The sequence below is a fragment of the Actibacterium naphthalenivorans genome, assembly GCF_014196965.1.
In the GTDB taxonomy this organism is placed as follows: domain Bacteria; phylum Pseudomonadota; class Alphaproteobacteria; order Rhodobacterales; family Rhodobacteraceae; genus Actibacterium_A; species Actibacterium_A naphthalenivorans.
Genome location: NZ_JACIEQ010000001.1, coordinates 57,173 through 79,715 on the forward strand (window position 1 = coordinate 57,173; position 22,543 = coordinate 79,715).

27 protein-coding genes are annotated in these 22,543 nt (G+C 63.8%); 15 read left to right on the top strand and 12 right to left on the bottom strand.

Going from position 1 to position 22,543, the window contains the following annotated elements; genetic code table 11:
• Nucleotides 1-5 precede the first annotated feature (5 nt).
• From GGR17_RS00280 to GGR17_RS00290, 3 genes are read left to right on the top strand one after another with little or no spacing between them, the layout of a single operon-like run.
• Nucleotides 6-932, top strand: a complete 927-nt coding sequence (locus GGR17_RS00280) for an ABC transporter permease (protein ID WP_054538565.1) — start codon at nt 6-8, stop codon at nt 930-932.
• On the top strand, nt 913-1,815 hold the full coding sequence (locus GGR17_RS00285; protein WP_255353401.1) for an ABC transporter permease: 903 nt from the start codon (nt 913-915) through the stop codon (nt 1,813-1,815). Before GGR17_RS00280 ends, GGR17_RS00285 begins: the two co-directional genes overlap by 20 nt.
• A 22-nt stretch (nt 1,816-1,837) precedes the next feature.
• Entirely contained in the window at nt 1,838-2,578 is a 741-nt protein-coding gene (locus tag GGR17_RS00290; RefSeq protein WP_054538563.1) for a glycerophosphodiester phosphodiesterase family protein, read from the top strand.
• Nucleotides 2,579-2,834: 256 nt separating this feature from the next.
• Here the strand turns inward: GGR17_RS00290 and GGR17_RS00295 are convergent, their stop codons facing one another.
• Nucleotides 2,835-4,742 (bottom strand): heavy metal translocating P-type ATPase, encoded by a 1,908-nt coding sequence (locus GGR17_RS00295; RefSeq protein WP_054538562.1) that lies wholly within the window; start codon nt 4,740-4,742, stop codon nt 2,835-2,837.
• A 498-nt stretch (nt 4,743-5,240) separates the two neighbouring features.
• On the opposite strand from GGR17_RS00295, the gene GGR17_RS00300 reads away from it, so the two are divergent.
• Genes GGR17_RS00300 through GGR17_RS00330 form a run of 7 tightly spaced genes read left to right on the top strand, consistent with a single transcriptional unit; the run spans nt 5,241 to nt 9,763 of the window.
• Nucleotides 5,241-5,531: a hypothetical protein gene (locus GGR17_RS00300; RefSeq protein WP_157445536.1), complete on the top strand. Its 291-nt coding sequence runs from the start codon at nt 5,241-5,243 to the stop codon at nt 5,529-5,531.
• Nucleotides 5,528-6,703, top strand: coding sequence for an alpha/beta fold hydrolase (locus GGR17_RS00305; protein ID WP_054538561.1), 1,176 nt, complete (start codon nt 5,528-5,530; stop codon nt 6,701-6,703). Before GGR17_RS00300 ends, GGR17_RS00305 begins: the two co-directional genes overlap by 4 nt.
• Nucleotides 6,696-8,099: a F0F1 ATP synthase subunit beta gene (gene atpD / locus GGR17_RS00310; protein ID WP_054538560.1), complete on the top strand. Its 1,404-nt coding sequence runs from the start codon at nt 6,696-6,698 to the stop codon at nt 8,097-8,099. Before GGR17_RS00305 ends, atpD begins: the two co-directional genes overlap by 8 nt.
• Nucleotides 8,096-8,539: a F0F1 ATP synthase subunit epsilon gene (locus tag GGR17_RS00315; RefSeq protein WP_054538559.1), complete on the top strand. Its 444-nt coding sequence runs from the start codon at nt 8,096-8,098 to the stop codon at nt 8,537-8,539. Before atpD ends, GGR17_RS00315 begins: the two co-directional genes overlap by 4 nt.
• On the top strand, nt 8,536-8,823 hold the full coding sequence (locus GGR17_RS00320; RefSeq protein ID WP_054538558.1) for an AtpZ/AtpI family protein: 288 nt from the start codon (nt 8,536-8,538) through the stop codon (nt 8,821-8,823). The genes GGR17_RS00315 and GGR17_RS00320 overlap by 4 nt, the downstream gene beginning before the upstream one ends.
• On the top strand, nt 8,820-9,098 hold the full coding sequence (locus GGR17_RS00325) for an N-ATPase subunit AtpR (RefSeq protein ID WP_054538557.1): 279 nt from the start codon (nt 8,820-8,822) through the stop codon (nt 9,096-9,098). The genes GGR17_RS00320 and GGR17_RS00325 overlap by 4 nt, the downstream gene beginning before the upstream one ends.
• Nucleotides 9,095-9,763 (top strand): F0F1 ATP synthase subunit A, encoded by a 669-nt coding sequence (locus GGR17_RS00330; protein WP_054538556.1) that lies wholly within the window; start codon nt 9,095-9,097, stop codon nt 9,761-9,763. Before GGR17_RS00325 ends, GGR17_RS00330 begins: the two co-directional genes overlap by 4 nt.
• A 9-nt stretch (nt 9,764-9,772) precedes the next feature.
• Here the strand turns inward: GGR17_RS00330 and GGR17_RS00335 are convergent, their stop codons facing one another.
• Genes GGR17_RS00335 through GGR17_RS00350 form a run of 4 tightly spaced genes read right to left on the bottom strand, consistent with a single transcriptional unit; the run spans nt 9,773 to nt 12,147 of the window.
• Nucleotides 9,773-9,913 carry a hypothetical protein gene (locus GGR17_RS00335; protein ID WP_173585956.1) on the bottom strand — a complete coding sequence of 47 codons (141 nt, stop codon included), beginning with the start codon at nt 9,911-9,913 and terminating at the stop codon, nt 9,773-9,775.
• Entirely contained in the window at nt 9,903-10,670 is a 768-nt protein-coding gene (locus GGR17_RS00340) for a DUF1828 domain-containing protein (protein WP_054538555.1), read from the bottom strand. The genes GGR17_RS00335 and GGR17_RS00340 overlap by 11 nt, the downstream gene beginning before the upstream one ends.
• The gene (locus GGR17_RS00345; protein WP_157445535.1) at nt 10,667-11,155 is read right to left on the bottom strand and encodes a hypothetical protein; all 489 of its coding nucleotides are present in this window, start codon (nt 11,153-11,155) and stop codon (nt 10,667-10,669) included. Before GGR17_RS00345 ends, GGR17_RS00340 begins: the two co-directional genes overlap by 4 nt.
• A 5-nt stretch (nt 11,156-11,160) precedes the next feature.
• The gene (locus tag GGR17_RS00350) at nt 11,161-12,147 is read right to left on the bottom strand and encodes an IS1595 family transposase (protein ID WP_054538553.1); all 987 of its coding nucleotides are present in this window, start codon (nt 12,145-12,147) and stop codon (nt 11,161-11,163) included.
• Between the two features lie 155 nt (nt 12,148-12,302).
• Here GGR17_RS00350 and GGR17_RS00355 point away from each other — a divergent pair, with 155 nt between their 5' ends.
• The 4 genes from GGR17_RS00355 to GGR17_RS00370 are packed head-to-tail and all read left to right on the top strand — an operon-like array spanning nt 12,303 to nt 15,660.
• Nucleotides 12,303-12,548 (top strand): F0F1 ATP synthase subunit C, encoded by a 246-nt coding sequence (locus GGR17_RS00355; protein WP_037209436.1) that lies wholly within the window; start codon nt 12,303-12,305, stop codon nt 12,546-12,548.
• Nucleotides 12,549-12,552: 4 nt separating this feature from the next.
• The gene (locus GGR17_RS00360; RefSeq protein ID WP_054538552.1) at nt 12,553-13,281 is read left to right on the top strand and encodes a F0F1 ATP synthase subunit B family protein; all 729 of its coding nucleotides are present in this window, start codon (nt 12,553-12,555) and stop codon (nt 13,279-13,281) included.
• Nucleotides 13,271-14,791: a F0F1 ATP synthase subunit alpha gene (locus GGR17_RS00365; RefSeq protein WP_054538551.1), complete on the top strand. Its 1,521-nt coding sequence runs from the start codon at nt 13,271-13,273 to the stop codon at nt 14,789-14,791. Before GGR17_RS00360 ends, GGR17_RS00365 begins: the two co-directional genes overlap by 11 nt.
• Nucleotides 14,788-15,660 carry a F0F1 ATP synthase subunit gamma gene (locus GGR17_RS00370; RefSeq protein ID WP_054538550.1) on the top strand — a complete coding sequence of 291 codons (873 nt, stop codon included), beginning with the start codon at nt 14,788-14,790 and terminating at the stop codon, nt 15,658-15,660. The genes GGR17_RS00365 and GGR17_RS00370 overlap by 4 nt, the downstream gene beginning before the upstream one ends.
• 10 nt (nt 15,661-15,670) lie before the next feature.
• Here the strand turns inward: GGR17_RS00370 and GGR17_RS00375 are convergent, their stop codons facing one another.
• The 7 genes from GGR17_RS00375 to GGR17_RS00405 form a co-directional block, all read right to left on the bottom strand.
• Nucleotides 15,671-16,741 (bottom strand): hypothetical protein, encoded by a 1,071-nt coding sequence (locus GGR17_RS00375; RefSeq protein ID WP_054538549.1) that lies wholly within the window; start codon nt 16,739-16,741, stop codon nt 15,671-15,673.
• A 5-nt stretch (nt 16,742-16,746) separates the two neighbouring features.
• Nucleotides 16,747-17,712: an isopenicillin N synthase family dioxygenase gene (locus tag GGR17_RS00380; RefSeq protein ID WP_054538548.1), complete on the bottom strand. Its 966-nt coding sequence runs from the start codon at nt 17,710-17,712 to the stop codon at nt 16,747-16,749.
• Nucleotides 17,713-17,740: 28 nt separating this feature from the next.
• Nucleotides 17,741-18,769, bottom strand: a complete 1,029-nt coding sequence (locus GGR17_RS00385; RefSeq protein ID WP_054538547.1) for a succinylglutamate desuccinylase/aspartoacylase family protein — start codon at nt 18,767-18,769, stop codon at nt 17,741-17,743.
• Nucleotides 18,769-19,353, bottom strand: a complete 585-nt coding sequence (locus tag GGR17_RS00390) for a carboxymuconolactone decarboxylase family protein (protein ID WP_054538546.1) — start codon at nt 19,351-19,353, stop codon at nt 18,769-18,771. The genes GGR17_RS00385 and GGR17_RS00390 overlap by 1 nt, the downstream gene beginning before the upstream one ends.
• Before the next feature lie 12 nt (nt 19,354-19,365).
• Nucleotides 19,366-19,692: a non-heme iron oxygenase ferredoxin subunit gene (locus GGR17_RS00395; protein WP_054538545.1), complete on the bottom strand. Its 327-nt coding sequence runs from the start codon at nt 19,690-19,692 to the stop codon at nt 19,366-19,368.
• A complete protein-coding gene (locus GGR17_RS00400; RefSeq protein WP_054538544.1) occupies nt 19,689-20,666 on the bottom strand; it encodes a fatty acid desaturase family protein in 978 nt (325 codons plus the stop codon). The genes GGR17_RS00395 and GGR17_RS00400 overlap by 4 nt, the downstream gene beginning before the upstream one ends.
• Nucleotides 20,667-20,735: 69 nt before the next feature.
• Nucleotides 20,736-21,335, bottom strand: coding sequence for a helix-turn-helix domain-containing protein (locus tag GGR17_RS00405; RefSeq protein ID WP_037209426.1), 600 nt, complete (start codon nt 21,333-21,335; stop codon nt 20,736-20,738).
• 312 nt (nt 21,336-21,647) lie between these two features.
• Between GGR17_RS00405 and GGR17_RS00410 the strand changes: the two genes are divergently transcribed.
• On the top strand, nt 21,648-22,505 hold the full coding sequence (locus tag GGR17_RS00410; protein WP_144244634.1) for an amino acid ABC transporter permease: 858 nt from the start codon (nt 21,648-21,650) through the stop codon (nt 22,503-22,505).
• Nucleotides 22,506-22,543: the final 38 nt, after the last annotated feature.

Sequence of the window (22,543 nt, forward strand, 5' to 3'; positions counted from 1 at the left end):
TTCTCATGATCCGTTTCATTTCCCTCCGATTGTTCCGCGCCGCGCTGACCGTGCTGGCAGTCATGACGTTCGCCTTTGTTGTTCTACGCATGTCCGGTGATCCCGCGCAGGTGCTTCTGGGGCCGGATGTGCCGCAGAATGTCATCGACGATTTCCGGGCCGACTGGGGCCTCGACAAGCCGCTATGGCGTCAATATCTGGCCTACCTCGGGGCCATTCTAACCGGCGATTTCGGCCTGTCGATGCGAGGGGGGGCGCCCGCGCTCGATCTTGTTCTGGAGCGGGTGCCCGCGACGTTGATCCTCACCATTCCGGCACTGTTTCTGAAGCTCAGCATCGGAATTCCCGCCGGGATTTACGCGGCCCTGCACCGGGACAGCACCATCGACCGGGGGGTGATCGTGCTCGCCATTCTGGGGTTCACCGTGCCCTCTTTTGTCATGGGGCTAGTGCTCGTGCTGATCTTCTCGATCCAGCTGGGTCTGCTTCCCTCGGGGGGATTCGGGACATGGCTACATGCGATCCTTCCGGCGCTTACGATCTCGGTCGGGGGGATCGGCTTGCTGGCCCGCTTTTCACGGTCAGCGATGATCGAGGTCATGGGGCAACCTTTTATCCGCACAGCCTCGGCCAAGGGTGTCAAATGGCGCGATGTGGTTTGGGGCCATGCCTTGCCGAATGCCGCTGTGCCGATCGTGACCATCGTGGGATTCATGGTCGGGTCGCTGATTGCCGGGGCGGTGGTTGTGGAAACCATTTTCTCCTGGCCCGGGATCGGGCGGTTGCTGATCGTCTCTGTGTCGAACCGGGACTTGGCCGTCGTGCAATGCATCCTTTTGTTGATCGCCGCCGTGATGGTGTGTTCGAACTTGATCGTGGACCTGCTTTACGGCTGGCTCGACCCGCGCTTGCGTGCACAGCCAGCGCATTGAAAGGAAAGGTCAGATGTCTCTTGTCACCCCAACCGAAACTGCCCCCCATCGCGTCGTTACCCTGCCGAGGAAACGCCGGATTCCGCTCGCCGTCGCCGCTGGGCTAGGATGGCTGGCACTGATGGTGATCTGCGCTGTTTTTGCCGATCTGATCCGGCCTTACGATATCACCCAGATGGACCTGTCCGCGCGGTTGTCACCACCGGGAACGCCGGGGCATTGGCTTGGCACCGACGAATTGGGCCGCGATGTGCTTTCTCGCCTGTTTCAGTCGGTTCGCGTCTCGCTGGTGATCGCATTCGGCGCCACAATCATCTCGGCGGTGTTTGGCACCACGCTTGGTTTTCTCGCGGCGCAGTTTCGGGGGATCATTGAACATTTGGTGGTGATGCTGGCGGATTTCCAAGCCGCGCTGCCGTTCCTCATCATGTCGCTTGCCGTACTCGCTTTCTTCGGATCGTCCATGATCCTGCTGGTTGGACTGATGGGCTTTTACGGATGGGAACGCTATGCGCGGATTGCCCGCGGGCTTGCCATCTCGGCCGGGGCGCAAGGCTATGCGGCAGCGGTGGTTCAACTGGGCGCAACCCCGCGGCGGGTGTATCTCAACCACATCCTGCCGAATGTTGCCTCGACGCTGATCGTCTCGATGACGCTGACCTTCCCGGAGATCATCCTGATGGAGTCCGGCCTGTCATTTCTCGGGCTGGGGGTACAGCCACCGGATACCAGTCTTGGCAACATGGTCGGTTTTGGGCGCGAGTATCTGACCACCGCTCCCTGGATCATGCTGGGGCCCGCCGTTGTTATCATGTTTACCACGCTATCGATCTCGCTTGTCGGGGACTGGCTGCGCGACAAGCTCGATCCCACCATTCGCTGACTGCTTTAAGGACGAGAGACACATGACAGCAATCACAGGTCATCGCGGGGGCCGCGGCCTGTGGCCCGAGAACTCTCTGACCGGTTTCCGTGAAGCGGCAAAACTCGGGTGCGACGCGATCGAGTTCGATGTCCACCTGACGCGCGCCGGCGAGCTGATCGTGATACACGACCCGACGTTGGAACGGACCACCGAAGGTACGGGCGAAGTCGCGGCTCTGCGGCCCGAAGTCCGGGCCGACACGCGCCTGAAAGACAGCATCGAGACAATCCCGACGCTCGATGACGTTCTGGAGGTCCTGGCTCCCTCTGGTGTAAATCTGCATGTCGAGATCAAGCGGGATGCTGCCGGCCATGGCTATACCGGGATCAGCGGCCTTGTGGCCGATCGCCTCAAAGCGCACGGAGTTGCCGCCCGCTCGCACCTGACGTCATTTGACATCACTGCTCTGAAGGAATGTCAGAGGCTTAACCCCGAGATCCGACGACTTGTTTCCGCGGATGCGGCCTGGGTGGACAAACATGGTGGACTAGAGGCGTTTTTGGCCGACGCGGCGGATCTCGCCGATATTGTCGCCTTACGACACGACTATTTTTTTGAAGTCTTCGATCAGGTGACCCAGCTCTGGCCAAAGGACCGTCTATGTGTCTGGACCATCAACACCCCGGGCCTCGTGCAAGAGTGGCTCTCTCGGGGGATCGGTCACCTTACCACCGACGATCCCGCTCTCGCGCTGATGCTGCGGACAGAGACTGCGAAATAAACCGGGCTGCCAGGCCTGTTGCCGGCGACCTGTCGGTTCTTGAAATCATGCAGCATCATATAATTTCCGGATGTTACGAGGATTTCCGGATGTCGCAAAAGCGGCATTTCAGATGAAACGGATGGCACTCAAACCAATTGGTCACCCCAAGCGCTCACGCCTCAGTCTCTCATTTGGCCTCTTAAGCGCGGACGTCAGACAGGGAAACCGGCGCACCGAAGCGAGGCCGAGACGCTGTTGGAACGTGCCGGGCGGCTCATGAGATTTGGTCGGTCAGTTCAGTGCGCCCCCGCGACGCATCGACCGCCGCTTCCGGGGCGACTGGCGCGTCGGGTTTGATGCCCAGAGCGCGCAGCGCGTTCAGGATCACGGCCACGTCGATCGCCTCCTGCAGCAGCGCGCCCTGCACCGGCGACAGATATCCGCAGGCCGCCGCGATCATGCCCGCGACCGACAATCCGATCCCCGCGATCACGCTTTCGACGGCGATGCGGCGGGATCTGCGGGCGATCTCTATCCCCGGCCCCAGCCGATCTACCCGGTCGACCAGCAGCACGACATCGGCGGCCTCGGCCGAGGCGGCAGCGCCCCGCGCGCCCATGGCCACGCCCACATCGGCCGCCGCGAGCGCGGGCGCGTCGTTCACGCCGTCTCCGACCATCATCACGGGGCCGTTCTTGCGTTCAGTCAGAACCAGCAGAACCTTCTGGTCGGGCGTCAGGCCCGCCCGAATCCCGTCAAGGCCGAGCCCGTCGGCCACGCGCTCCGCCACATCGACCCGATCGCCTGTCGCCAGCAGAATCCGCTCGATCCCCTCGCGGCGGAGTTCGGCAAGCATCGCGGCGGTGCCGTCGCGCAAGGGATCGGCCATCACGAGATGCCCCGTCATGTGGCCGTCGACCGCCACGGCGACAAGAACGGAACCCGCGGCAAGGGCCGCATGGTCATCTTCCGCGCGCCCCACGCGCCTCGCGACGAATGCATCGCCGCCTACGATGATCTTGTGACCCTCGACGCTGCCGACAACCCCTTCACCGGGGATCTCGGCCACCTCAGAAGGCACGGGCAAAACGAGACCGCGCGCCCGCGCCGCCGCAACGATGGCCAGGGCAACCGGGTGCTTCGACGCCTGGTCGAGCGCCGCGGCAAGCCGAAGGATCTCATCCTCGGCCATGCCGCCGTGGCTGTCGATCGATACGATCTGCGGGCGCCCGTCTGTCAGGGTTCCGGTCTTATCGAGGATCAGGGTGCGGATGCGCGCCATCGTTTCGAGCGGCCTCGCGCCCTTGATGAGAACGCCGAAATGCGCTGCCCGCGACAGCCCCGCGACCAGCGCCACCGGAACGGCCAGGATCAGCGGACAGGGCGTGGCCACCACCAGCACGGCAACGGCGCGGATCGGGTCGCCCGTGAACCACCAGGCGGCAAATGCGATGGCGATTGTGACCACCAGAAACCCCAGCGACCAGCGGTCCGCCAGACGCGACATCGGCGCCTTCGACCGCTGCGCCTCCTCGACCAGGCAGACGATCCCGGCATAGGTGCTTTCCGCAGCGCGGCGCGTGGCCGCGAGGTCGAAGGCTTCGCCCGCGTTGGTCGATCCGCTCATGGCCTCGGCCCCGCGCGAGAGCCGCACCGGCAGCGACTCGCCGGTCAGCGCCGAGGTGTCCACAAAGGCCCCGTCGGAGGCCACCGTGCCGTCCACCGGCACCACGTCGCCCTGTCGGATCAAAAGCCGGTCGCCCGGCGCGATCTGATCGAGCGGCACATCCTCGAACCCGCCGTCGCGGTGCCGCATGGCCGTCCGGGGAACGCGGGACAGGAGATCATGCATCTCGCGCCGCGCGCGCCCCTCGGCGAAGCTTTCCAGAAACGTGCCCCCGGAATACATCACCGCGACAACCGCCGCCGCGAGCGTCTCGCCGAAGGCGAGAGCGGCGGTCATGGACAGCGCCGCCACGATATCGAGCCCGACCTCGCCCCGCCAAAGGCTGCGCAAAATCTCGACCAGAAGGGCCGCCAGCACCGGAACGACCCCGGCGAACCAGACAAGGTCGGCCATATCGCCTTTTTCGGTAAAATATAGGGCAAGGCCCGCGAGCAACCCCGCGACCGCAACCACCAGCAGCGCTGTTTTCAGCCGGTCGGTGCGTGTCTCTTCCATACGGCTCATTTCCCCTCGGCTGAGGGGATCGCCGCCGGTTTTCGGAGAAAAGCCGTCCGACTCCCGCGCCCCTTCCGCTGCCATCATCATCGCGCAGCACGAATAGGGCGTCGAGCCCGCGTTTTCGCGCGCGGGCTTGGCGCCTTCGGCGATGCGCAGCTAGCGCACTCGAACACGCCGTGAATCGGCCAGGTCCGGGCTAAAGACCACAGCCCCTTATCTCACATATCCCCGAGGTCGCGAGAAAGGACGCGTACACTTCAACCGCAACAATCGTGACCATGTCGTGGATTGATCTAGAACAACGAAAATCCGCCAAATGCCGATTAACTTCATGACGTGAATTTGAAACAATTCGGGGGTCGGGTTCATGCGCAGGGCCGCCACCTCTTTTCCGCCAGGTTTGAAAAGATGAGTGGTCCGGAACCCGCCCCGGCCCCTGTCGCCGCGCCCCGCAGCAACGTGACGCCGCGGGGCGCGGTAGAGGCAACAGGCCTGATGAGCTACAACATCACCGGCAGGATCGGCGCGCTGACGGCGATGCTCGGCGGTCTTGATATGATTGTTTTCGCATCCGCGATTGATGGGCACGCTCCCGAATTCCGCGTGCGCCCCTGTGGCCGCTGCAATTGGCCTGGGCCGCGCCTGTCTCGGGAGCAAGCGACCGGCCTCGATGGCAGCGCGGCCCGGGTCGGGGCGGCCCCGGCGCGTGAGCAGCCGACGGTCGCAAGGCACAGTTTCGCGCCGACCCGGCCGGCCGCCCGAAAAGCAGGGGCAACCTCACGATGACCAGAACATCGAAAATATCCAAAACCGAACATTCGATCCCGTGGTTCTGGCCGATGGCCAGCGCCATTGAGATGGAGGAGGAGGACCTGCGGCTGTTTCCGGACAACATGCGTTACATCGCCGAGGCCGCGAAGATCGAAGCGCCGCCCCCGCCCGCCCGGCCCACGCCGAACCGGGTGATCCGCAACCTCGACACGATGCGCCTTCGCGACGTCTCGGGTGCCGACGCCGAGAAGACGGCCGTGCCGGTGTTGATCGACGCGCCCTACGCCGGGCGTTCGTCGACCATCGCGGATTATACAAAGGGCCAAAGCCTTGTCGAAAGCCTGCTGGCCACCGGCCTGCCCCGGGTGCCGTGCGCTGACTGGAAGCCCGCGACCCGCGCCATGCGGGATTTCGGGAGCGACACGTATCTTTCCACCCTTGATCGTGCGGTGGACGCGCTTGGCGGGCGGGTCGCGCTTGTCGGGCTTTGCCAGGGCGGCTGGCTTTCGGCGATGTACGCCTGTCTGTTCCCCGAAAAGGTGCTGGCGCTGGTACTGGCCGGATCGCGCGTCGACACCGACACGGGCAACGGGCCGATCAAGAGAATGGCGCATGAGCTGCCCCTGAGTTTCTATGAGGAAATGGTCGCCGCTGGCGGCGGTCGCATGCTGGGACAATACATGCTGGCTGGCTGGAAAGACATGCATCCGGACGAGCAGTATGTCGGCAAATTCATTGACCTGTACGCAAATATCGAAGACAATTCCTACATCCAGCGCACCGAAGAATTCGAGCGTTGGGATGAAAACCCTATCGACCTGGCAGGCCGCTCTTACCTTCAGTCCATCCAATGGCTGTTCAAGGAAAACCGCTTTGCCAAGGGGGAATTCGTGGGCCTTGGCCAGACACTCTCGCTAAAGACGATCACCTGCCCGCTCTATCTGCTCGCCGGCGCCTCCGACGACATCACGACCAAGGAACAGGTCTTTGCGGCCGAACATCTGGTTGCAACGCCAAGGGGGCATATCGTGAAGAAACTGATGCCGGGCGGGCATATTGGTCTGTTCATGGGGTCGCGGACGCTCAAGGAAGCGTGGCCGCACATCGGTGCGTGGCTTCTGGCGAACACCCGCGCCGGTGGCGCGGCGGCCGCGCCGCAAAAGACCGAAAGCGCGCCCCATGACTGACCGCGCCGAAGTCACTGCGGTACGCGGCCCGGTTCTGGATATCCGGGTCGAGGGCGAATTGCCCGCGATTCACGATGCGGTCGAGATCGGCACCGGACAGGACGCCATCTATGCCGAGGTGCAGGCGCATCTCGATACCCGCCACGCCCGTGTCATTGCCTTGCAATCGACGCAGGGGATTGCGCGCGGTGCGCCGGCCCGGCTGACCGGCGGGCCGCTGAGCGTGCCGGTCGGGTCCGCGGTTCTGGGCCGCCTTGTCGACGTGATGGGCCGGGTCGGCGATGGCAAGGGCGCCCTGCCCGCCGACGCACCGCGCCGCCCGATCCACCGGGCCGCCCCTTCGCTGTCCGACCAGCGCGGCCAGACCAAGGTCTTTTCGACCGGGATCAAGGTGCTGGACCTGCTGGCGCCGCTGGCGCAGGGCGGCAAGTCGGCCATGTTCGGTGGCGCCGGCGTCGGCAAGACCGTTCTGGTGACCGAACTCATCCGGGCGATGGTGTCGGGCTATGACGGCATATCGGTCTTTGCGGGTATCGGCGAGCGGTCGCGCGAAGGCCATGAGATGCTGCACGAGATGCACGACAGCGGCGTGCTGGACCAGACCGTTCTGGTCTATGGCCAGATGAACGAACCGCCCGGCGCGCGCTGGCGCGTGCCCCTGACCGCGATGAGCATCGCAGAGCATTTCCGCGACGAAGAAGATCGCAACGTGCTGCTGCTGATGGATAATGTTTTTCGCTTCGTACAAGCCGGGTCCGAGGTTTCGGGCCTTTTGGGGAGGATGCCGTCGCGCGTGGGTTATCAGCCGACGCTGGAAACCGAAGTCGCCGATCTGCAGGAGCGTATCGCGTCGGTCGGGCGCGCCTCCGTCACCGCGATCGAGGCGGTCTATGTGCCCGCCGACGATTTCACAGACCCGGCCGTTTCCGCGATCAGCGCACATGTGGACAGCACGGTGGTCCTGTCCCGGCAACTCGCGGCCGAGGGGATCTATCCCGCCATCGACCCCATCGCCACCACCTCGGTGCTGCTCGACCCGCAGGTGGTGGGCGAAGAACATGCCCGCGTCGCGGGCCGCATCCGCGAACTGATCGAGCACTATCAGGAACTGCGCGACGTCATCGCGCTGCTGGGGGTCGAGGAACTGGGCCGCGAGGAGCGCCTGCTGGTCGGGCGCGCGCGCCGCCTGCAGCGGTTCCTCACCCAGCCCTTTTTCGTCGCCGCCGCCTATACGGGGATGGAGGGCCGTTCCGTGCCGGTCGCCGATACGGTGGCGGGCTGTGCCGCGATCCTTGCCGGCGAATGCGACGACTGGGATGAGGCATCGCTCTACATGATCGGCACGCTGGACGAGGCCCGCGCCCGCGAGGCACAGCGCAAGGGGGCTGCGGCATGAGCGCGGCGGCCCTGACCCTGCGCGTGACCACGCCACTTGCGGTAAAGGTGGACGCGGCCGGGGTGACCTCGATCCGCACCGAGGATGCCAGCGGCGGGTTTGGCATCCGTCCAGGCCATGCCGATTTCCTGACCGTGCTGGACGCGTCGGTCCTGCGCTGGCGCGGTGCGGATCAAGCCTGGCAGTATTGCGCCCTGCGCGGCGGCATCCTGCGGGTCAGCGATGGCGCGAAGGTCGAGATCGCCTGCCGCGAGGCCGTGACGGGGGATGATCTGGCCTCGCTGGAAGCGCTGGTCAAGAAGAAGAGCGCCGATCAGTCCGACGCGGCGCGGCGCGCACGCGCCGAACAGACCCGCCTGCACACCAGCGCGATCCGCGGGCTGATGCAACGGCTCGGCCCGAACCCGGACGGCAAAGACCTTGCGGAGGATTTTCGATGACCCAACCGGACCAGGAACCGGACAGCCACCTTGCCGACGCCGCCCGACGCACACATGACCGCGAGCAGGCCGGAAAGCACGATCCCGAGCCCACGCTCGCGCGCCGCTTCGGCCAGATCGGAGTGCTGGGCTGGGTGATCGTCGGGCCGACGATCTTTGGCATCCTCCTCGGCAACTGGCTCGATCATCTGCTGGGCACGGGGGTGACGCTGACCGCGGCGCTGACCCTGCTCGGCGCGGCGCTGGGGCTCTGGTTCGCCCTGCGCTGGATGCACCAGCAATGAGCGGTGTGGTGATTTCCGCCGGATATGCCATGCTTGCGGCGCTGGCCGGCACGCTTGTCGGCTGGCTGCATTTCCGTTCCCTGCGCGCGGTGACCGAGCGGCTTGTGGCCGGGCAGCTTTCCGCGGTCACGCTTCAGATGGCGCGCATCGCGGCACTCGCGCTCTTTCTCTACGTTTGCGCCCGCTTCGGCGCGGTGCCGTTGCTGACAGGCGCCGCAGGGATCATGGCGGGGCGGGCCATCGTTCTGCGCCGCCCGGACAGGAGCCCGTCATGACCGGTTCCCCCCTTGATCTGACCTATGCCTTCTCGATCGGCGCCCTGAGGATCAGCTGGGTTGTGCTGACGACATGGGGCATCCTCGCGTTTCTTGGGCTGGGGGCGTTCGTGCTGACCCGCCGCCTCGCGATCCGGCCCAGCAAGACCCAGGCGGTGGTCGAGCTTGTGGTCGGCGCCATAGACGATCAGATCCGCGCGACCATCCCCGGCGATCCCGGCCGCTACCGCGCGTTGATCGGCACGCTTCTGCTGTTCATCCTGACGGCGAACTGGTCGTCGCTGATCCCCGGCGTGGAACCGCCCACCGCGCATCTGGAAACCGACGCGGCGCTGGCGCTGATCGTGTTCGTGGCGACCATCGGCTACGGCATCCACACACAGGGCCCGTGGGGCTATCTGAAAAGCTTCGCCCGGCCCAGCTGGGTGATGGTCCCGCTCAACCTGATCGAACAGATCACCCGCGCCTTCTCTCTGATGGTGCGTCTGTTCGGCAACGTGATGAGCGGGGTCTTCGTGGTCGGCATCGTCCTGTCGCTGGCGGGCCTTCTGGTGCCGATCCCGCTGATGGCGCTCGATCTGGTGACCGGCGCCGTGCAGGCCTATATTTTGGCGATTGTATATTTGACAAACCAAGCCCATGCAGTCGATTATAAGCCTGCGTGACAGGCCGGATCAGTCGTCGGACTTCTTGTCCGGCTTCTGCTTCGCCAGTTTGCGCAGCTTCTCGTTGAACCGCTCTTCGTCTTCGTCCGTCTCTAGCTCGCGGGCGGCTTCTTTGAACTTGTCGAGTTGGGATTTCTTGTCACTGCACATAGCGTTGCACCTTTTGAATAACTTCGTCCCTGCCACCCGACCAGACCGCCGGCGTCAGATCAGAATTGAACGCAATCTCTCGGCTCTGTTGTGTGATCGCTGCCTTGTCCAAGTTCTCGTAGATCAAGAACGGGACGACACCCGCAACGTCATGCTTTTGAACCTCCATTGAGAACAAGACCGCACGCAAAACACTCACATCGTTGGTGGCTGGGAAGATGGCGGCAACTTTTCCGCTCGGCGCACGCACCACAATGTCTACCGTGTAGTGCGGCAGCGACGGGATCAGCGCCTCAGAAAATGAAACGCGTTGCTCTGTGAACGTGTCCTCAAGGGCGCTTATCAAGTCCTCTCGAAATGTGCTCTTTACGATTTCCCGGTTGAGGAAGAGCAGATCCTGAACCCTCGTCAAAAACGTCAGAAATGGCAGAGCTAGTTTGGCAATCCGCGCTTTTTGGACCCACTCAGTGCAGAACAGTCCATCATCTTCCGACAACATGACACCGTGCTCTTCAAGCAGCCCAGACAGCAACTCCATGCGGTTCTCAGATGAAAAATCGACACCTTGCCCCTCCAGGTCAAAGAGTAGACTTCCGCTGTCTTCCAAGCGCGCACGTTCACCCTCTACCCTCGCATAGAAACTTAGGGTGTCACCAGAGAACCAAGTGACAGGCGTCGAGATCGCGTAGCCCATCGGGACTTGGCGGACCACCAAACCATCACAGAAGGCGGCGCAGATTTCTTTCTGCAAGTTCACAGTAAGCCTCCTCCTTCTGCGAATCGAAAGCGCGCTGCCGCGACGGTCAGCGCGCTTTCCTCTGTTACATTGAACGGCACCGTGCATTCACGTTTCGTGAAGACAGGCCACGCCGACATAAGATTTTTGTCCCTCAGAACACCTGGGAACGTCTCGTGAACATTACCACGGATGAGGTGACAATGCCAATTCCAATGATCTGCGTGTAGCTCGTGGAAGCATATGACTTTTAACGTTTTCCCGTCCTTCATGGCCAAGGTGGCGCGGTAGTACTCCTTCTCTTCATTGATGGCCACAAGGACTACGAATTGCTGCCGTAACGCTTGAAAAGTCACCACGCGCCATTTCCAGCCGCGCCCCAAGGACAACTTGTTTCGCGTAAGCGGGAACTTCGCTTTCGGAACTGGCCCGGTTTCCCATTTGCCGATTCTTACATCCTGTTTGTCCGCGCGGATAATGTCGGCGACGGTAAGGGGGCTATCCATTGCCATTAGACCGCGCGCACTTCTGCGTCAGCCCGCCGATACGTCAGGCGCCTACCAACCACAGCGCGCAGCGCGATCTCGCCACGCTCCACATCCTCAACACCATTGGCTTTGCGATTGTTGTAACGGAAGTCAAACTCCGCAGCATAACGGTGCAGGTGTTGCTTTCCGCAGTGCTGATAGACACCCTTCATGCCGCGCTTGAAGATGCTGTAAAAGCCCTCGACGGTATTCGTGTGGACCTCCGGGGCCTCGCGACGGACGTACTCGCCAGCGCCGTGACGGGTGAAGTCATGGCCCGCGAATTCATCGGCCAGCTTCTTATACTGGCCCGCTTCGTCTGTGTAGACCACGGCTTCGGCGGCGATGTTCTCGCGCAGGATCGGAACTAGGGTTGCGGCTTTCAGGTCGTCCACAATGATGCTCCTGGCTTGCTTGGTCTGACGGTCCACCAGTGTCAGCATTTTGTGCTTGTGTGCGTAACCACGGCCCTTCTTCTCGCCGTGGGGCTTCTTGGTGCGGTCATTGCCGATGAAGGTCTCGTCTACCTCCACCGTGCCGCCACCGCTGCCCATGGGTGTTGCCAGATCGCCAGAGCGCATACACTCGCGAATGCGGTGGGTCAGGAACCATGCAGACTTGTAGGTAATGCCCAGAACGCGATGAAGCTGGTGGCTGCTGATACCCTTCTTGCTCGACACCATCAGGTGAATAGCTTGCAGCCACAGGTGAAGCGGTAGGTGGCTTTCCTCGAAGATGGTGCCCTTGCGCACGGTGAACTGCTTGCGGCACTCACGGCACTTCCAGAGGCCGTAGCGCTCTTTTCCTTCCGGGTTCTTCTTGCTCGGCTTGGTCCTGACGCCATCAAGGCGATAGGCGCGATCCACCACGCCACAGTGCGGGCAAACCGGGCCATCCGCCCAAAGCATGGCCTCGACGTGGGCGAAGGCGGCGGCTTCGTCGTGCATGTAGGGGGCGGAGAGAACGGACATTGCGGAGACCTCTAACTTGTTGAGTTAAATATAGGCCGTCCGATTGGGTTTGTCAAATATACAATCGCCTATATTTTCGCCATCCTCGCACTCGTCTTCATCGCGTCCGCGGTCGAGGAAGACCCCGCCGAGAAGACTCAAAAGGAGCCCCAACCATGAACTACGTCGATCTTGTCAGCATCATCGCGGCCGCGTTGGCCGTGTCGTTCGGCGCCATCGGCCCGGCGCTCGCCGAAGGCAGGGCCGTGGCGGCAGCAATGGAGGCCATCGCCCGTCAGCCCGAGGCCGCCGGCACCATCTCGCGCACGCTGTTCGTCGGGCTCGCCATGATCGAGACGATGGCGATCTACTGTCTGGTGATCGCGCTGCTGCTTTTGTTCGCCAACCCGTTCGTCCAATAGCGCCATGCAGTTTGACTGGGTCACCTTCGCCCTTCAGATCGTCAACGTCCTCGTTCTTTTGGCGATCCTGCGGCATTTTCTGTTTCGTCCCGTCGCCGCGATCATCGCGCAGCGGCAAACCGAAATCGTCGCCGCGAAGGACGCCGCCGAGGCCGCGCGGGAGGCCGCCGCCAAGGCCAGGCTCGAGGCACGGGCCGAGGCCGAAAAGAACGCGACGGCGCGTCATGATATCCTTGCCGCCGCGCAGTCCGATGCAGCGGCGAAGCACAAGGATCTTGTCGAAGCCGCGCGCGCCGAGGCCACCAGGATCGTGGCCGATGCGCGGGCCGAGGCCGCGAAAGTCGTCGCCGACGCCGAGGCGGACACCCTGCGCCGCGCTCGTGATCTGGCCGAGACCATCGCCCGGAATGCCCTCTCCGCCCTGCCCGCGCCACCCGACGTGGCAGGGTTTACCAACCTGCTCGTGAAGGAACTGGCCACCATGGCCCCCGACCAGCGCAAGGCCCTGCTCTCGGGGGGCGACCTGCGGCTGGTCGCGCCTTGCGCCTTGTCGCCCGCCGATCTCGAGACAGCCAGCGCCGCCTTGCGCCCCTTCGGCATCACCGAACTGGCCGCCGATGTCGATCCGGCCCTGATCGCGGGGCTGGACCTGAAATCCGGCACCGGCATCGTCCACAACTCGCTGGCGCATGACCTGCACCGGATATCGGAGGCGCTGCGCAATGGCGACTGACCCCGGGCTCGAGGCCCTCAAGGCCCGCGTGGCCGCCGCGCAGCTCGGCCCCGAGACCGAAGAGACCGGCACGGTGACCGAAATCGCCGACGGTCTTGCGCATGTCTCCGGCCTGCCCGGCGCGCGTCTGGGCGAGGTCATTACCTTTACCGGCGGCGCGCGCGGGTTCGTGCTGAACCTCGGCGAGGCAACGCTTCAGGTGGCGTTTCTCGACTCGATGACCGGAGTCGACGCGGGCAGCACCGTGACCCGGACGGGGCAGCTTCTGAGGGTTCCGGTGGGCGCGGAACTGATGGGCCGCGTCGTGGATCCGCTCGGTCGGCCGCTTGACGATCTCGGCCCGGTCAAAACCGCCCGGACGGCCGAAACCGAACGCCCCGCCCCCGCGATCATCGAACGCGATTTCGTGACCGAGCCGGTGGCAACCGGGCTTCTGGTGGTCGATGCCCTGTTCGCCATCGGGCGCGGCCAGCGCGAGCTGATCATCGGCGAACGCGGCACCGGCAAGACCTCGATCGCGGTGGATGCGATCCTGAACCAGAAGAACAGCGACATCACCTGCATCTATGTCGCCATCGGCCAGCGTACCACTGCCGTGCGCCGCGTGATCGAGGCGGTGCGGGCCAAGGGCGCCTTTGCCCGGACGATCTTTGTGGTGGCCCCGGCCACGGCGGAACCGGGCCTGCGCTGGCTCGCCCCCTTCGCCGCGACCTCGATGGCGGAATGGGTGCGCGACGGGGGCGGCCATGCGCTGATCGTCTATGATGACCTGACCAAACACGCCGCCGTCCACCGAGAGCTTGCGCTCTTGTCGCGCCAGCCGCCGGGGCGCGAGGCCTATCCGGGCGACATCTTCTACCTGCACGCGCGATTGCTCGAACGCTCGGCCAAACTGTCGAAGGCAAGGGGCGGCGGAAGCCTGACCGCGCTGCCGATCGCAGAGATCGAGGCCGGCAACCTCTCGGCCTATATCCCCACCAACCTGATCTCGATCGCTGACGGGCAGATCGTGACCTCGGCCGCGCTGTTTGCCGGAAACCAGCGCCCGGCCGTCGACATCGGCCTGTCGGTCAGCCGGGTCGGCGGCAAGGCGCAATCGGGTGCGCTGAAGGCGGTGGCCGGACGGGTCCGGCTGGACTATGCGCAATTTCTGGAAATGAAGATGTTCTCGCGGTTCGGCGGCTTTGGCGATGCGGCGATGAAAAAGCGGCTGGAGCGGGGAGAGCGCATCGGCGCGCTTCTGGCGCAGGGGCGCTATGCGCCCTTGTCGACCGCCGCGCAGGTGGCGCTGCTGGCGGCCTTGTCCGATGGCGTGCTCGACCGCGTACCGGTTGACGGGTTTGCCGCCCTGAAGGCGACCCTCGCGCCCCTGATCGAGGCCGAGCCGCAGCTTGCCGCCTTTCGCGCGGCGCCCGACGCGGTTGATGGCACGGCGCGCGAGGCTCTGATCGGCTGCGTCAGCGCGGCGATTTCCAAACTGCCCCTCGGCCGGGCGCCCGAAACGCCATGACCCGTCCAGAGGAAATCCGTGACCGGATGGCCAACATCCGCGAGATCGAAAGCATCGTGTCGACGCTGCGCGCCCTCGCCGTTGCCCATCAGCTCGAGGCGCGCGCGCATCTCGAGGCGATCCGCGCCCATGAGGCGATCGTCGCGCAGGCGCTGTCCGCTGTCCTGTCGGGCGCGGATGCCGGCGGGCCGAAACCGACGGGCGAACCGGGCCTGACCATCGTGGTCGGGGCGGCGCAGGGCTTTTCCGGCGCCTTCGGAGAGCGGATGGCCGATGCCGCGATGGCCGAAGTCGCGGGCGGGGCCGAGCTGATGGTGATCGGCGGCCGCACCCTGAGCGCGATCGTCGAACGCGGACAGATCCCGGTCTGGTCCACCGAAATGGCGCCCCACGCGCTCGAGGTGCCAGCACTGGCCAGCCGCCTTTCCGACATCCTGTTCGAAAGGCTGGGAAAAACCTCGGGCGCCCCGGTCACGCTGTTGTTCGCGGATCCGGCAACGGCGGATCCGGCGCCGATCCGGCGCACCTTGTTTCCATTCGATTTCAGCCGGTTTCCGCCCCTGCACGGATCGCCCCCGTTGACGACGCTATCGGCATCCGCGCTCGTTTCGGCGCTGGTCGAGGAATATGTCTTCGCCGAATTGTGCGAAGCCCTGATGCTGGGCTTTTCGGCCGAGAATGCCGCCCGCGCCGCGGCGATGTCACGCGCGCAATCAAACGTGAAACGGATCGCGACAGACCTGAAGGTGGCGTTTCAGCGTGCGCGGCAAGAGCAGATGACGACGGAAATCATAGAACTGTCCACCACCACGGGCGAGCAAGCGCGCGCTGGACCCGGCGGGCATCCCGAACCCCGGCAGGATCTTTGACCTTTCGCGCCTAGAACAGATCATCCAGCGCGGGCTCGGCATCGAGGCAGTCTGCGAGGCGCGGAAAGGCCCGGGCGCGCAGGACGCCGTTCTCCCACAGGGGGACGTCGTCGACGGTGACCGTGGCATCGACCAGGTTCCAGCTGATCTCGCCCGGTGCTTCGGTGCCGCACGTGTGAAAGTGCAGCATCCGCGGATTGGAGAAGACGGTATTGGACCAGTAGTCGCGATTCTGGCCCTGCGGGCCGAAGAAGCGGCACCCGGGATGCAGGCCGGCGTGCCAGCTATGGACGACGAAAGGGTCGACGCCGAAGCGCTCCGCGACCGACATGTAATGGCCGCGGATGGCTGCCAGATCCCGGGCATCGCCCTCGAACCCCGTGATGCGGCCCTTTTCCACAATCGCCGTGACGTTGCCGGAAAGTGGCAGCACGGCCGGGACATAGGCACGGTTGCCGGTGGGGGTAAGGGAATCCGTCAGGACGACGCGGCCCGAAAAATGGATCGCCGGAACCGGGGCGGGAACGCCAAGCGGGAAGCGGCGGGTGGTGACGTCGGCGATCGCACCGTTGGCGTTGCTTGCGATGCGGGGCGCGTGCCCCTCGACCAGAGTGCCGTTCGGACAGGTGATCCGGATCGTGCGGGCAGTGAACAACACGTCGTCCACCGCCGTTTTCAACATCGTCATCGCCCTGTGCGGCGCACAGCCGAAGTCCGAGGCAAGGTCGGAGGCGTTGCGGGCATAGACCATGATCTGTCGCGGTCCGCCGTCACCGGAAAACCGGCCCTGATCGCCGAGGCGGGCGAAATAGATGATGTTGCTGGCCCGGGACAGCTTGGCAGCCACCTCGGCGGGCTGTTCCATGTCGGGCGGCAGCACTTCGCAAAACTGAACCGTCATGCCCATAAGCTGCGCCTCCAGCGCGACGGCGCTTGCGACGGCGGCATCGTACCAGCCATGGCGCGGATCTTCGTAGCAGATCACCAGAGGGTCGCCTGACTGCAGACCGCCGCAATCGCAAAGCAGATTGCGGGCCGCCGTGGAAAGAGAGACCGGATCTGGCCGGATGATGCCGTGCATGCGGGTCAGGCCTTTCGGTAGGCAAAGGCCTTGCCAAAACGCCAGATCAGATAGTCGCCGCAGGTGATCTGCGCGTTGGATGATCTGTGGCTGGCACCATAGACCTCACGCGCGTCGATCACCGTCTCCGGGTTCGGATCGAAGGCAAGAACCAGCGACATCCGCTCGCGCCCCGAGGAGTTCACAACGCGGTGCGGGGTGGACTTGTATTCGCCGTCGGTCCAGCGGGCCAGAAGGTCGGCCACGTTGACCAGCAGCGTTCCGGCGATTGGCGGCGCCTCGATCCATTCGCCGTTCACGTCTTCGACCTGCAGGCCGCCGACATTGTCCTGGCAGAGCACCGTCAGCACGCCGAAATCGGTATGCGGCCCGACGCCGAACTGTTCGGTGCCGGCCGAGGCTTCCTGCGGCGGGTAATAGACGAAGGAACAGCGCGACAGCGGCATATCGGCGGTCTTGAGAAAGAAATCCTCGGGCAGGGCAAGCCCCCGTGCGAAGCCGCGCATCAGGTGGTGGGCGACCTCGTGCGCGTGACGAAAATAGGCCATCGCGGCATCTTCGAGACCGGGCTGAAAGGCAGGCCACCTGTTGTCCCCGCGCAGGGGATGGTCATCGGGGGTGACGCCGTCGATGTCCTGGAAACCCCAGATGAAGCTTTCCTTCAGGTCGGCTTTGGCATCGTCCTGCATCCTGGCGCCGCCCTGCCCCAGCCAGCCGCGATGGCTTGCGGAGACGCGGACGGTTTCCTTGTCTGCGGCATCGGCATGGAAGAAATCGTAGGCGGCGGCGCGGGCGTCCTCGATGATGGGTTCGGGGATGCCGTGGCCCTTGACGTAGATGAACCCAAGGCCTTTGGAGGCATCATGCAGCGCCTTGGCGACGCCGGCGGGATCGGTGCCGTCGCGAAGCGGAGTGATGTCGATGACCGGGATTTCGTCGGCATCGGTCTTGCGGGCAAGGGCGTAACTCATCTCTGGCTCCTTCTACGGGCGGGCGGGATCAGGCGAGATCCGAGGCGATGAATGCCAGGAAACTGCCGGGCACAGCCCATGCGTGGCGGGTTTCGGCGAGGATCAGGCCCGGGATGCGGGCACGGATTTCGGTGGGTTTGTCGTCGGGGCAGTCGGGCCGGACGATCCAGCCCAGCAGATCGCCCGCGGCGACGCTGTCACCCGCTTGTCTGGCGGGCTGGTAAAGACCGGGCTCTGGCGCGGTGACGCGGTGACCGGCATGGGCGAGCTCGACAAGGCGCGGCGGCGCGGCAAGCGGATCGTGGCTGTCGCCCAGAACGCCAAGGTGGGTCAGGGTGCGGCGCAGGCCGGTTTCGGCGGCTTGCAGGGGTGCGATGCCGACATGGCCGCCGCCGCCGAGTTCGGCCGCGATGCACGGAACGCCCGCGGCGGTCGCCGCGCCGTTGACCGAGCGGTTGTCATTGGCGGCGCCGAGGACCCAGACGACATCGGCCCCGAAGGCGGTGGCCATCGCCAGATTGGCCGGGTCGAGCGCCCCGTCCCTGCCCCGCGCGGCCAGCGCGCAAGGCACGAACCAGGAGGCCCGCCCGCCGGAATGCAGGTCGATGACCGCATCCGCGACCGGCAGCAGGCAGGCCGAGACCAAATGGGCGATGGCCTGGGTCGGTCTCTCGTCGGGATCGCCGGGAAAGGCACGGTTCAGATTGCCACCGTCCAGCGGCGAACAGCGTGTCCCGGCCCGGCAGGCCGGCGCGTTGAGCATCGGCAGGATGATAAGCCGACCCCGGATCTGCTCGGGGTCGAGCGACTTGTAAAGACGATCCAGGGCCACGGGGCCTTCGTATTCGTCCCCGTGGACGCCGGCGAGCAACAGCACGGTGGGCCCGGGCGAGCCCACGATGCACGCGGCGGGGAACTGGTAGACGCCAAGGGGGTTCGCGTTGTCCGACCAGAGCAGCCCGAGATGACCGCCGCGCTTTCCGGGACTGGCCAGGTCGATTTCGGCCTGAATCCGGGAGGCGGTGAAATCGGGTTGCCGGAAGGACGCGGAAGGCATCAGCCCTCTGCCTTGGCATAGTAGCCGACGACGTCGCCGGCGGTGCTGACGCCAAGCCCGTTCAGCAGGCGGTTGACGTAGTTGAAATAGCCGACGATCTGGTTCGCCTCGAGGATCTGGCCGTCGTCGAGCCCGGCCTCGCGCAGGGCGGTGACATCGCTCTCTTCCATCTGCCCGGGGTTCACGGTCAGCTTTTCAGCATAGCGCATCAGCGCCAGTTCGGCACCCTCGAAGACGGCTGCGGGGTCGCGGTCATGAAGCGCCCGCCCGATCCTTGCCGCGCGATCTTCATCGCCGATGAGGTGGGCGGCGTTCTTCCAATGGTTGGCCAGCGAATAGTCGCAGTCGTTCAGGATCGAGACATAGGCGCTTATCGTTTCCTGCAGCCACATCGGGATGGTATTTGCATCGTCATGCAGCGCGGCACGATACAGGATGACATGGCCCTTCATCGTGCTCGGGCGCAGCGAGTGGACGCGCATCACGTTGTCGACGGTACCGTGCGGCGTACGGGCGAGGTTCAGGACCTCTTGCAGGGTATCGTCGGCATCCTCGTCAGCGATCATCCTGATCCAGGCAGACATGGATTTCCTTTCCTAGAGAAAAACTTGTACGCGGCTGTCAACCACACGCGCTTTTATCATCCTGAGCGGGATGCGGGCGGGCGCGGCCCTCGGCTGACCGGTGCGCGCATCGAAAAGCCCCTGGTGCAGCGGACACTCGATATATTTTCCGTCGAAATATCCGTCGCACAGATTGGCGGCCCCGTGGGTACAGCGGGCAAGGCTGACGAAGATGCCGTCGACAGTATCGAACACGGCCAGGTCGCGGCGGCCAAGGGTGACAGGCGTAGCGTCGCCCGTTTCAAGGTCGGCCAGGGCGATCAGGTCCTGCCAGGTCTTTTGATGGCCCTGCGTATTCATGCCCCGGCGATCTCTTGTTCTTGGGTCTTGTCGCTGCGGGGTCTGCGGCCGATCAGCTGCGAAATGATGTCGATATGGGCGCCGAGATAGCCGCGCGGTTCGACATAGACATAGCCTTCGAGCTTCTTGTGCAGCTTGGGAAGGGCATGGAACGGGACAGAGGCGGCGTAGTGATGTTCCGCGTGGTAGTTCATGTTCCAGCTGAGGAAAGCCAGCGGCGCCGAGATGAGGTTGGTGCGGGTATTCTCACGCATGTCGCGGACGTTGGGGCGGCCGACATGTTCGGTCAGGCGGATCCAGCGCATCACCGGCTCGCCCAGCAGTACCGGCAGCCACCAGTACCACAACGGCGCCCACCAGCCGGTCGCGAGGCACAGGATCAGGATGGCAGCGTAGAGACCAGCCATGATGCGGGCCTCCCAAAAGACAGCGTTATAGGCTTCTTTCGGCACGAAGACCTTGTCACCATCGGACATGCGGCCGGCGATATGGCGGGAGAATTCCTTGATCTTGGCCGACCAGTAGGGGACCGAAGAGATGTACCACAGATAGTTCCATAGCGAGATTGGCAGCTCGATCAGTTCCGGGTCATAGCCCTTGAGTTGGGTGTGGGTGTGATGGTCGCAATGTTCGTAGCGGAAATACTGGTGCGGCAGAGCGATGATGAAACCGCAGGCATTTCCGGCCACGTCGTTCAGCCAGCGGGTCTTGAACGGTGTGTAATGCACACATTCGTGCTGTAGTGAAAAATGGTGGACCATCAGGATGCCGTGGACGAACATCGCCGGCCATACCAGCCAGGTGCCCATGCTGAGCCAGACCAGCGTGCCGGTCACGCACAGCGCGACAATCCAGACGGCAAGGCGCCGGAAGGCGGGCCAGTTCGAACGCCGCATCAGCGCCTTTAATTCCTGCCGGGTCAGCGCGCCTTCGTTCAGCGCCTGAGTGATCGGGGTCAGCACCGCTGTGGTCATGGTCAAGCGCCCTCTGGATCTCTTGAGGGCAAATATACTAACGTGAAACTTTTATCTTCAAGGGAAAATTCACTTCGGCTTGGAAATCACCGTCAAGAAGCGTGTGGGTGCTGAATTGATACGCACCGGACCATGGGGGACGGTCGCCTCGAAGGTCAGCGTGTCACCGGATTTCAGATCGTAGACTTCGTCCCCGATGCGGTAGGATATGTCGCCTTCGATGATATGCATCAGCTCGATACCCGTGTGCTGGAATATCGGCGTCCCGGTAACCGGCTGATCCAGCGTAATCATGTAGGATTCCAGATCCTGATGATCGGTGGTGACGCGCCCAAGCTGCTTGTAGTTGTGCCCATAGGTAGATCCGGCGCGCTTGACCGATATGCCCTCTCCGGCGCGGACAAGGGACACCTCGTGGATCTCGACCGTCTCGGCGAAGAAGTTGATGATCGGAACGGCCATGGCGACGGCCAGCGCATTGAGCGTGGAGAGCGAGGCCGAGACCTGGCCGCGTTCGATCTTGGAAATCATCGGCGTCGAGACGCCGGATTTCGCGGAAAGCTCTGCCAGAGTCAGGCCGGACTGGGTCCGTTCATTGCGGACGGCCAGACCGACCAGCAGGTCAAGCCCGTGCTTTTGCGTTACGGCAGCGGTCTTTGTCTGCGGCATATCACTGTCCTTCGAATTGTCCCCAGGTTCAGAGCCGATCCGCCCGGCGAATTCAAGAGCGGGTCTCGACGCCCGCCGGGAATCGCCCCGGCGCCTGCGTGGGTGCGAAAAAATGCGCCGCGAGGGAACGCTGCGGTCAGCGGTCGCACGGTTTGACATGGCGCCTCCTCATATGATCTGCAAGCGACGGCGGCCATCTTGCACAAAAAAAAGACATCCTCTCAGTAAAACAGTTTCATGATGGGAAAATTCATAACTTGATCTAGGCTTGCTGAAACCGAGCCAATATTGATCCGAACAAAGCGAGGGGGCATGGCCACGACCGAAATCAATACCGAAACGGCTCTGCAGAGTTATGAGAGTTACGAGCGCAAGGCACGGCTAAGCCTGCGGCGCCGGAACATGTCTGACCTTGCGCTGTTCCTCGTCGGTGCGGGGGTGATCGTCTGGGGCGTCTTGGCCGGGGCCGACGCGATGCGGTATAACTGGCAATGGTACCGCGTGCCGCAGTTCTTTTATCGTATCATCGACGGAGAGCTGATCTGGGGGCCTCTGGTGCGCGGGCTGATGGTGACGCTGCAGATCACGCTGTGGGGGGCGCTGCTGGCCTTTGCTCTGGGGCTGTCTGTGGCGCTGCTGCGCCTGTCGCGGTCGTTTTCCGGGCGTTGGCTTTCGACTGTATATCTGGAAGCGATCCGCAACACACCGCTGCTGGTGCAGATGTATCTGTTCTATTTCGTTCTGTCCCCGATCCTTGGGATCGAACGGTTCTGGACCGGGGTCCTGTGTCTGGCGGTCTTCGAGGCGTCTTTCATCTCGGAGATTATCCGGGGCGGCATCCTGTCGGTGCCGAAGTCGCAGTGGGAGGCCGCATCCTCTTTGGGGCTGAAACCGTCGGTGACCTATCTGAAGGTGGTGCTGCCGCAGGCGGTGCCGCTGATGCTGCCGCCGCTCACGTCTTCGTTGGTGAACCTGACGAAAAGTTCGGCCATCGTGTCGACCATCGCGATCTTTGACCTGACCAACGAAGGCCGGAATGTGATCGCCGACACCTTCATGACATTCGAGATCTGGCTGACAGTGGCGGGGATTTACCTGGTGCTCACGGTCAGCATGTCGGTCCTTGCCGCCTGGATGGAACGACGGTCGCGCCGGTTGCACCAACGCTGAGCAACCAATCTAACCCAATTTTCAACAGGAGACTCACT

Coding starts and splice junctions, on each gene's coding strand:
- GGR17_RS00280 (WP_054538565.1), top strand. CDS start 6: ATGATCCGTTTCATTTCCCTCCGATTGTTCCGCGCCGCGCTGACCGTG.
- GGR17_RS00290 (WP_054538563.1), top strand. CDS start 1,838: ATGACAGCAATCACAGGTCATCGCGGGGGCCGCGGCCTGTGGCCCGAG.
- GGR17_RS00295 (WP_054538562.1), bottom strand. CDS start 4,742: ATGGAAGAGACACGCACCGACCGGCTGAAAACAGCGCTGCTGGTGGTT.
- GGR17_RS00300 (WP_157445536.1), top strand. CDS start 5,241: ATGAGCTACAACATCACCGGCAGGATCGGCGCGCTGACGGCGATGCTC.
- GGR17_RS00305 (WP_054538561.1), top strand. CDS start 5,528: ATGACCAGAACATCGAAAATATCCAAAACCGAACATTCGATCCCGTGG.
- atpD (WP_054538560.1), top strand. CDS start 6,696: ATGACTGACCGCGCCGAAGTCACTGCGGTACGCGGCCCGGTTCTGGAT.
- GGR17_RS00315 (WP_054538559.1), top strand. CDS start 8,096: ATGAGCGCGGCGGCCCTGACCCTGCGCGTGACCACGCCACTTGCGGTA.
- GGR17_RS00320 (WP_054538558.1), top strand. CDS start 8,536: ATGACCCAACCGGACCAGGAACCGGACAGCCACCTTGCCGACGCCGCC.
- GGR17_RS00325 (WP_054538557.1), top strand. CDS start 8,820: ATGAGCGGTGTGGTGATTTCCGCCGGATATGCCATGCTTGCGGCGCTG.
- GGR17_RS00330 (WP_054538556.1), top strand. CDS start 9,095: ATGACCGGTTCCCCCCTTGATCTGACCTATGCCTTCTCGATCGGCGCC.
- GGR17_RS00335 (WP_173585956.1), bottom strand. CDS start 9,913: ATGTGCAGTGACAAGAAATCCCAACTCGACAAGTTCAAAGAAGCCGCC.
- GGR17_RS00345 (WP_157445535.1), bottom strand. CDS start 11,155: ATGGATAGCCCCCTTACCGTCGCCGACATTATCCGCGCGGACAAACAG.
- GGR17_RS00350 (WP_054538553.1), bottom strand. CDS start 12,147: ATGTCCGTTCTCTCCGCCCCCTACATGCACGACGAAGCCGCCGCCTTC.
- GGR17_RS00355 (WP_037209436.1), top strand. CDS start 12,303: ATGAACTACGTCGATCTTGTCAGCATCATCGCGGCCGCGTTGGCCGTG.
- GGR17_RS00360 (WP_054538552.1), top strand. CDS start 12,553: ATGCAGTTTGACTGGGTCACCTTCGCCCTTCAGATCGTCAACGTCCTC.
- GGR17_RS00365 (WP_054538551.1), top strand. CDS start 13,271: ATGGCGACTGACCCCGGGCTCGAGGCCCTCAAGGCCCGCGTGGCCGCC.
- GGR17_RS00370 (WP_054538550.1), top strand. CDS start 14,788: ATGACCCGTCCAGAGGAAATCCGTGACCGGATGGCCAACATCCGCGAG.
- GGR17_RS00375 (WP_054538549.1), bottom strand. CDS start 16,741: ATGCACGGCATCATCCGGCCAGATCCGGTCTCTCTTTCCACGGCGGCC.
- GGR17_RS00380 (WP_054538548.1), bottom strand. CDS start 17,712: ATGAGTTACGCCCTTGCCCGCAAGACCGATGCCGACGAAATCCCGGTC.
- GGR17_RS00385 (WP_054538547.1), bottom strand. CDS start 18,769: ATGCCTTCCGCGTCCTTCCGGCAACCCGATTTCACCGCCTCCCGGATT.
- GGR17_RS00390 (WP_054538546.1), bottom strand. CDS start 19,353: ATGTCTGCCTGGATCAGGATGATCGCTGACGAGGATGCCGACGATACC.
- GGR17_RS00395 (WP_054538545.1), bottom strand. CDS start 19,692: ATGAATACGCAGGGCCATCAAAAGACCTGGCAGGACCTGATCGCCCTG.
- GGR17_RS00400 (WP_054538544.1), bottom strand. CDS start 20,666: ATGACCACAGCGGTGCTGACCCCGATCACTCAGGCGCTGAACGAAGGC.
- GGR17_RS00405 (WP_037209426.1), bottom strand. CDS start 21,335: ATGCCGCAGACAAAGACCGCTGCCGTAACGCAAAAGCACGGGCTTGAC.
- GGR17_RS00410 (WP_144244634.1), top strand. CDS start 21,648: ATGGCCACGACCGAAATCAATACCGAAACGGCTCTGCAGAGTTATGAG.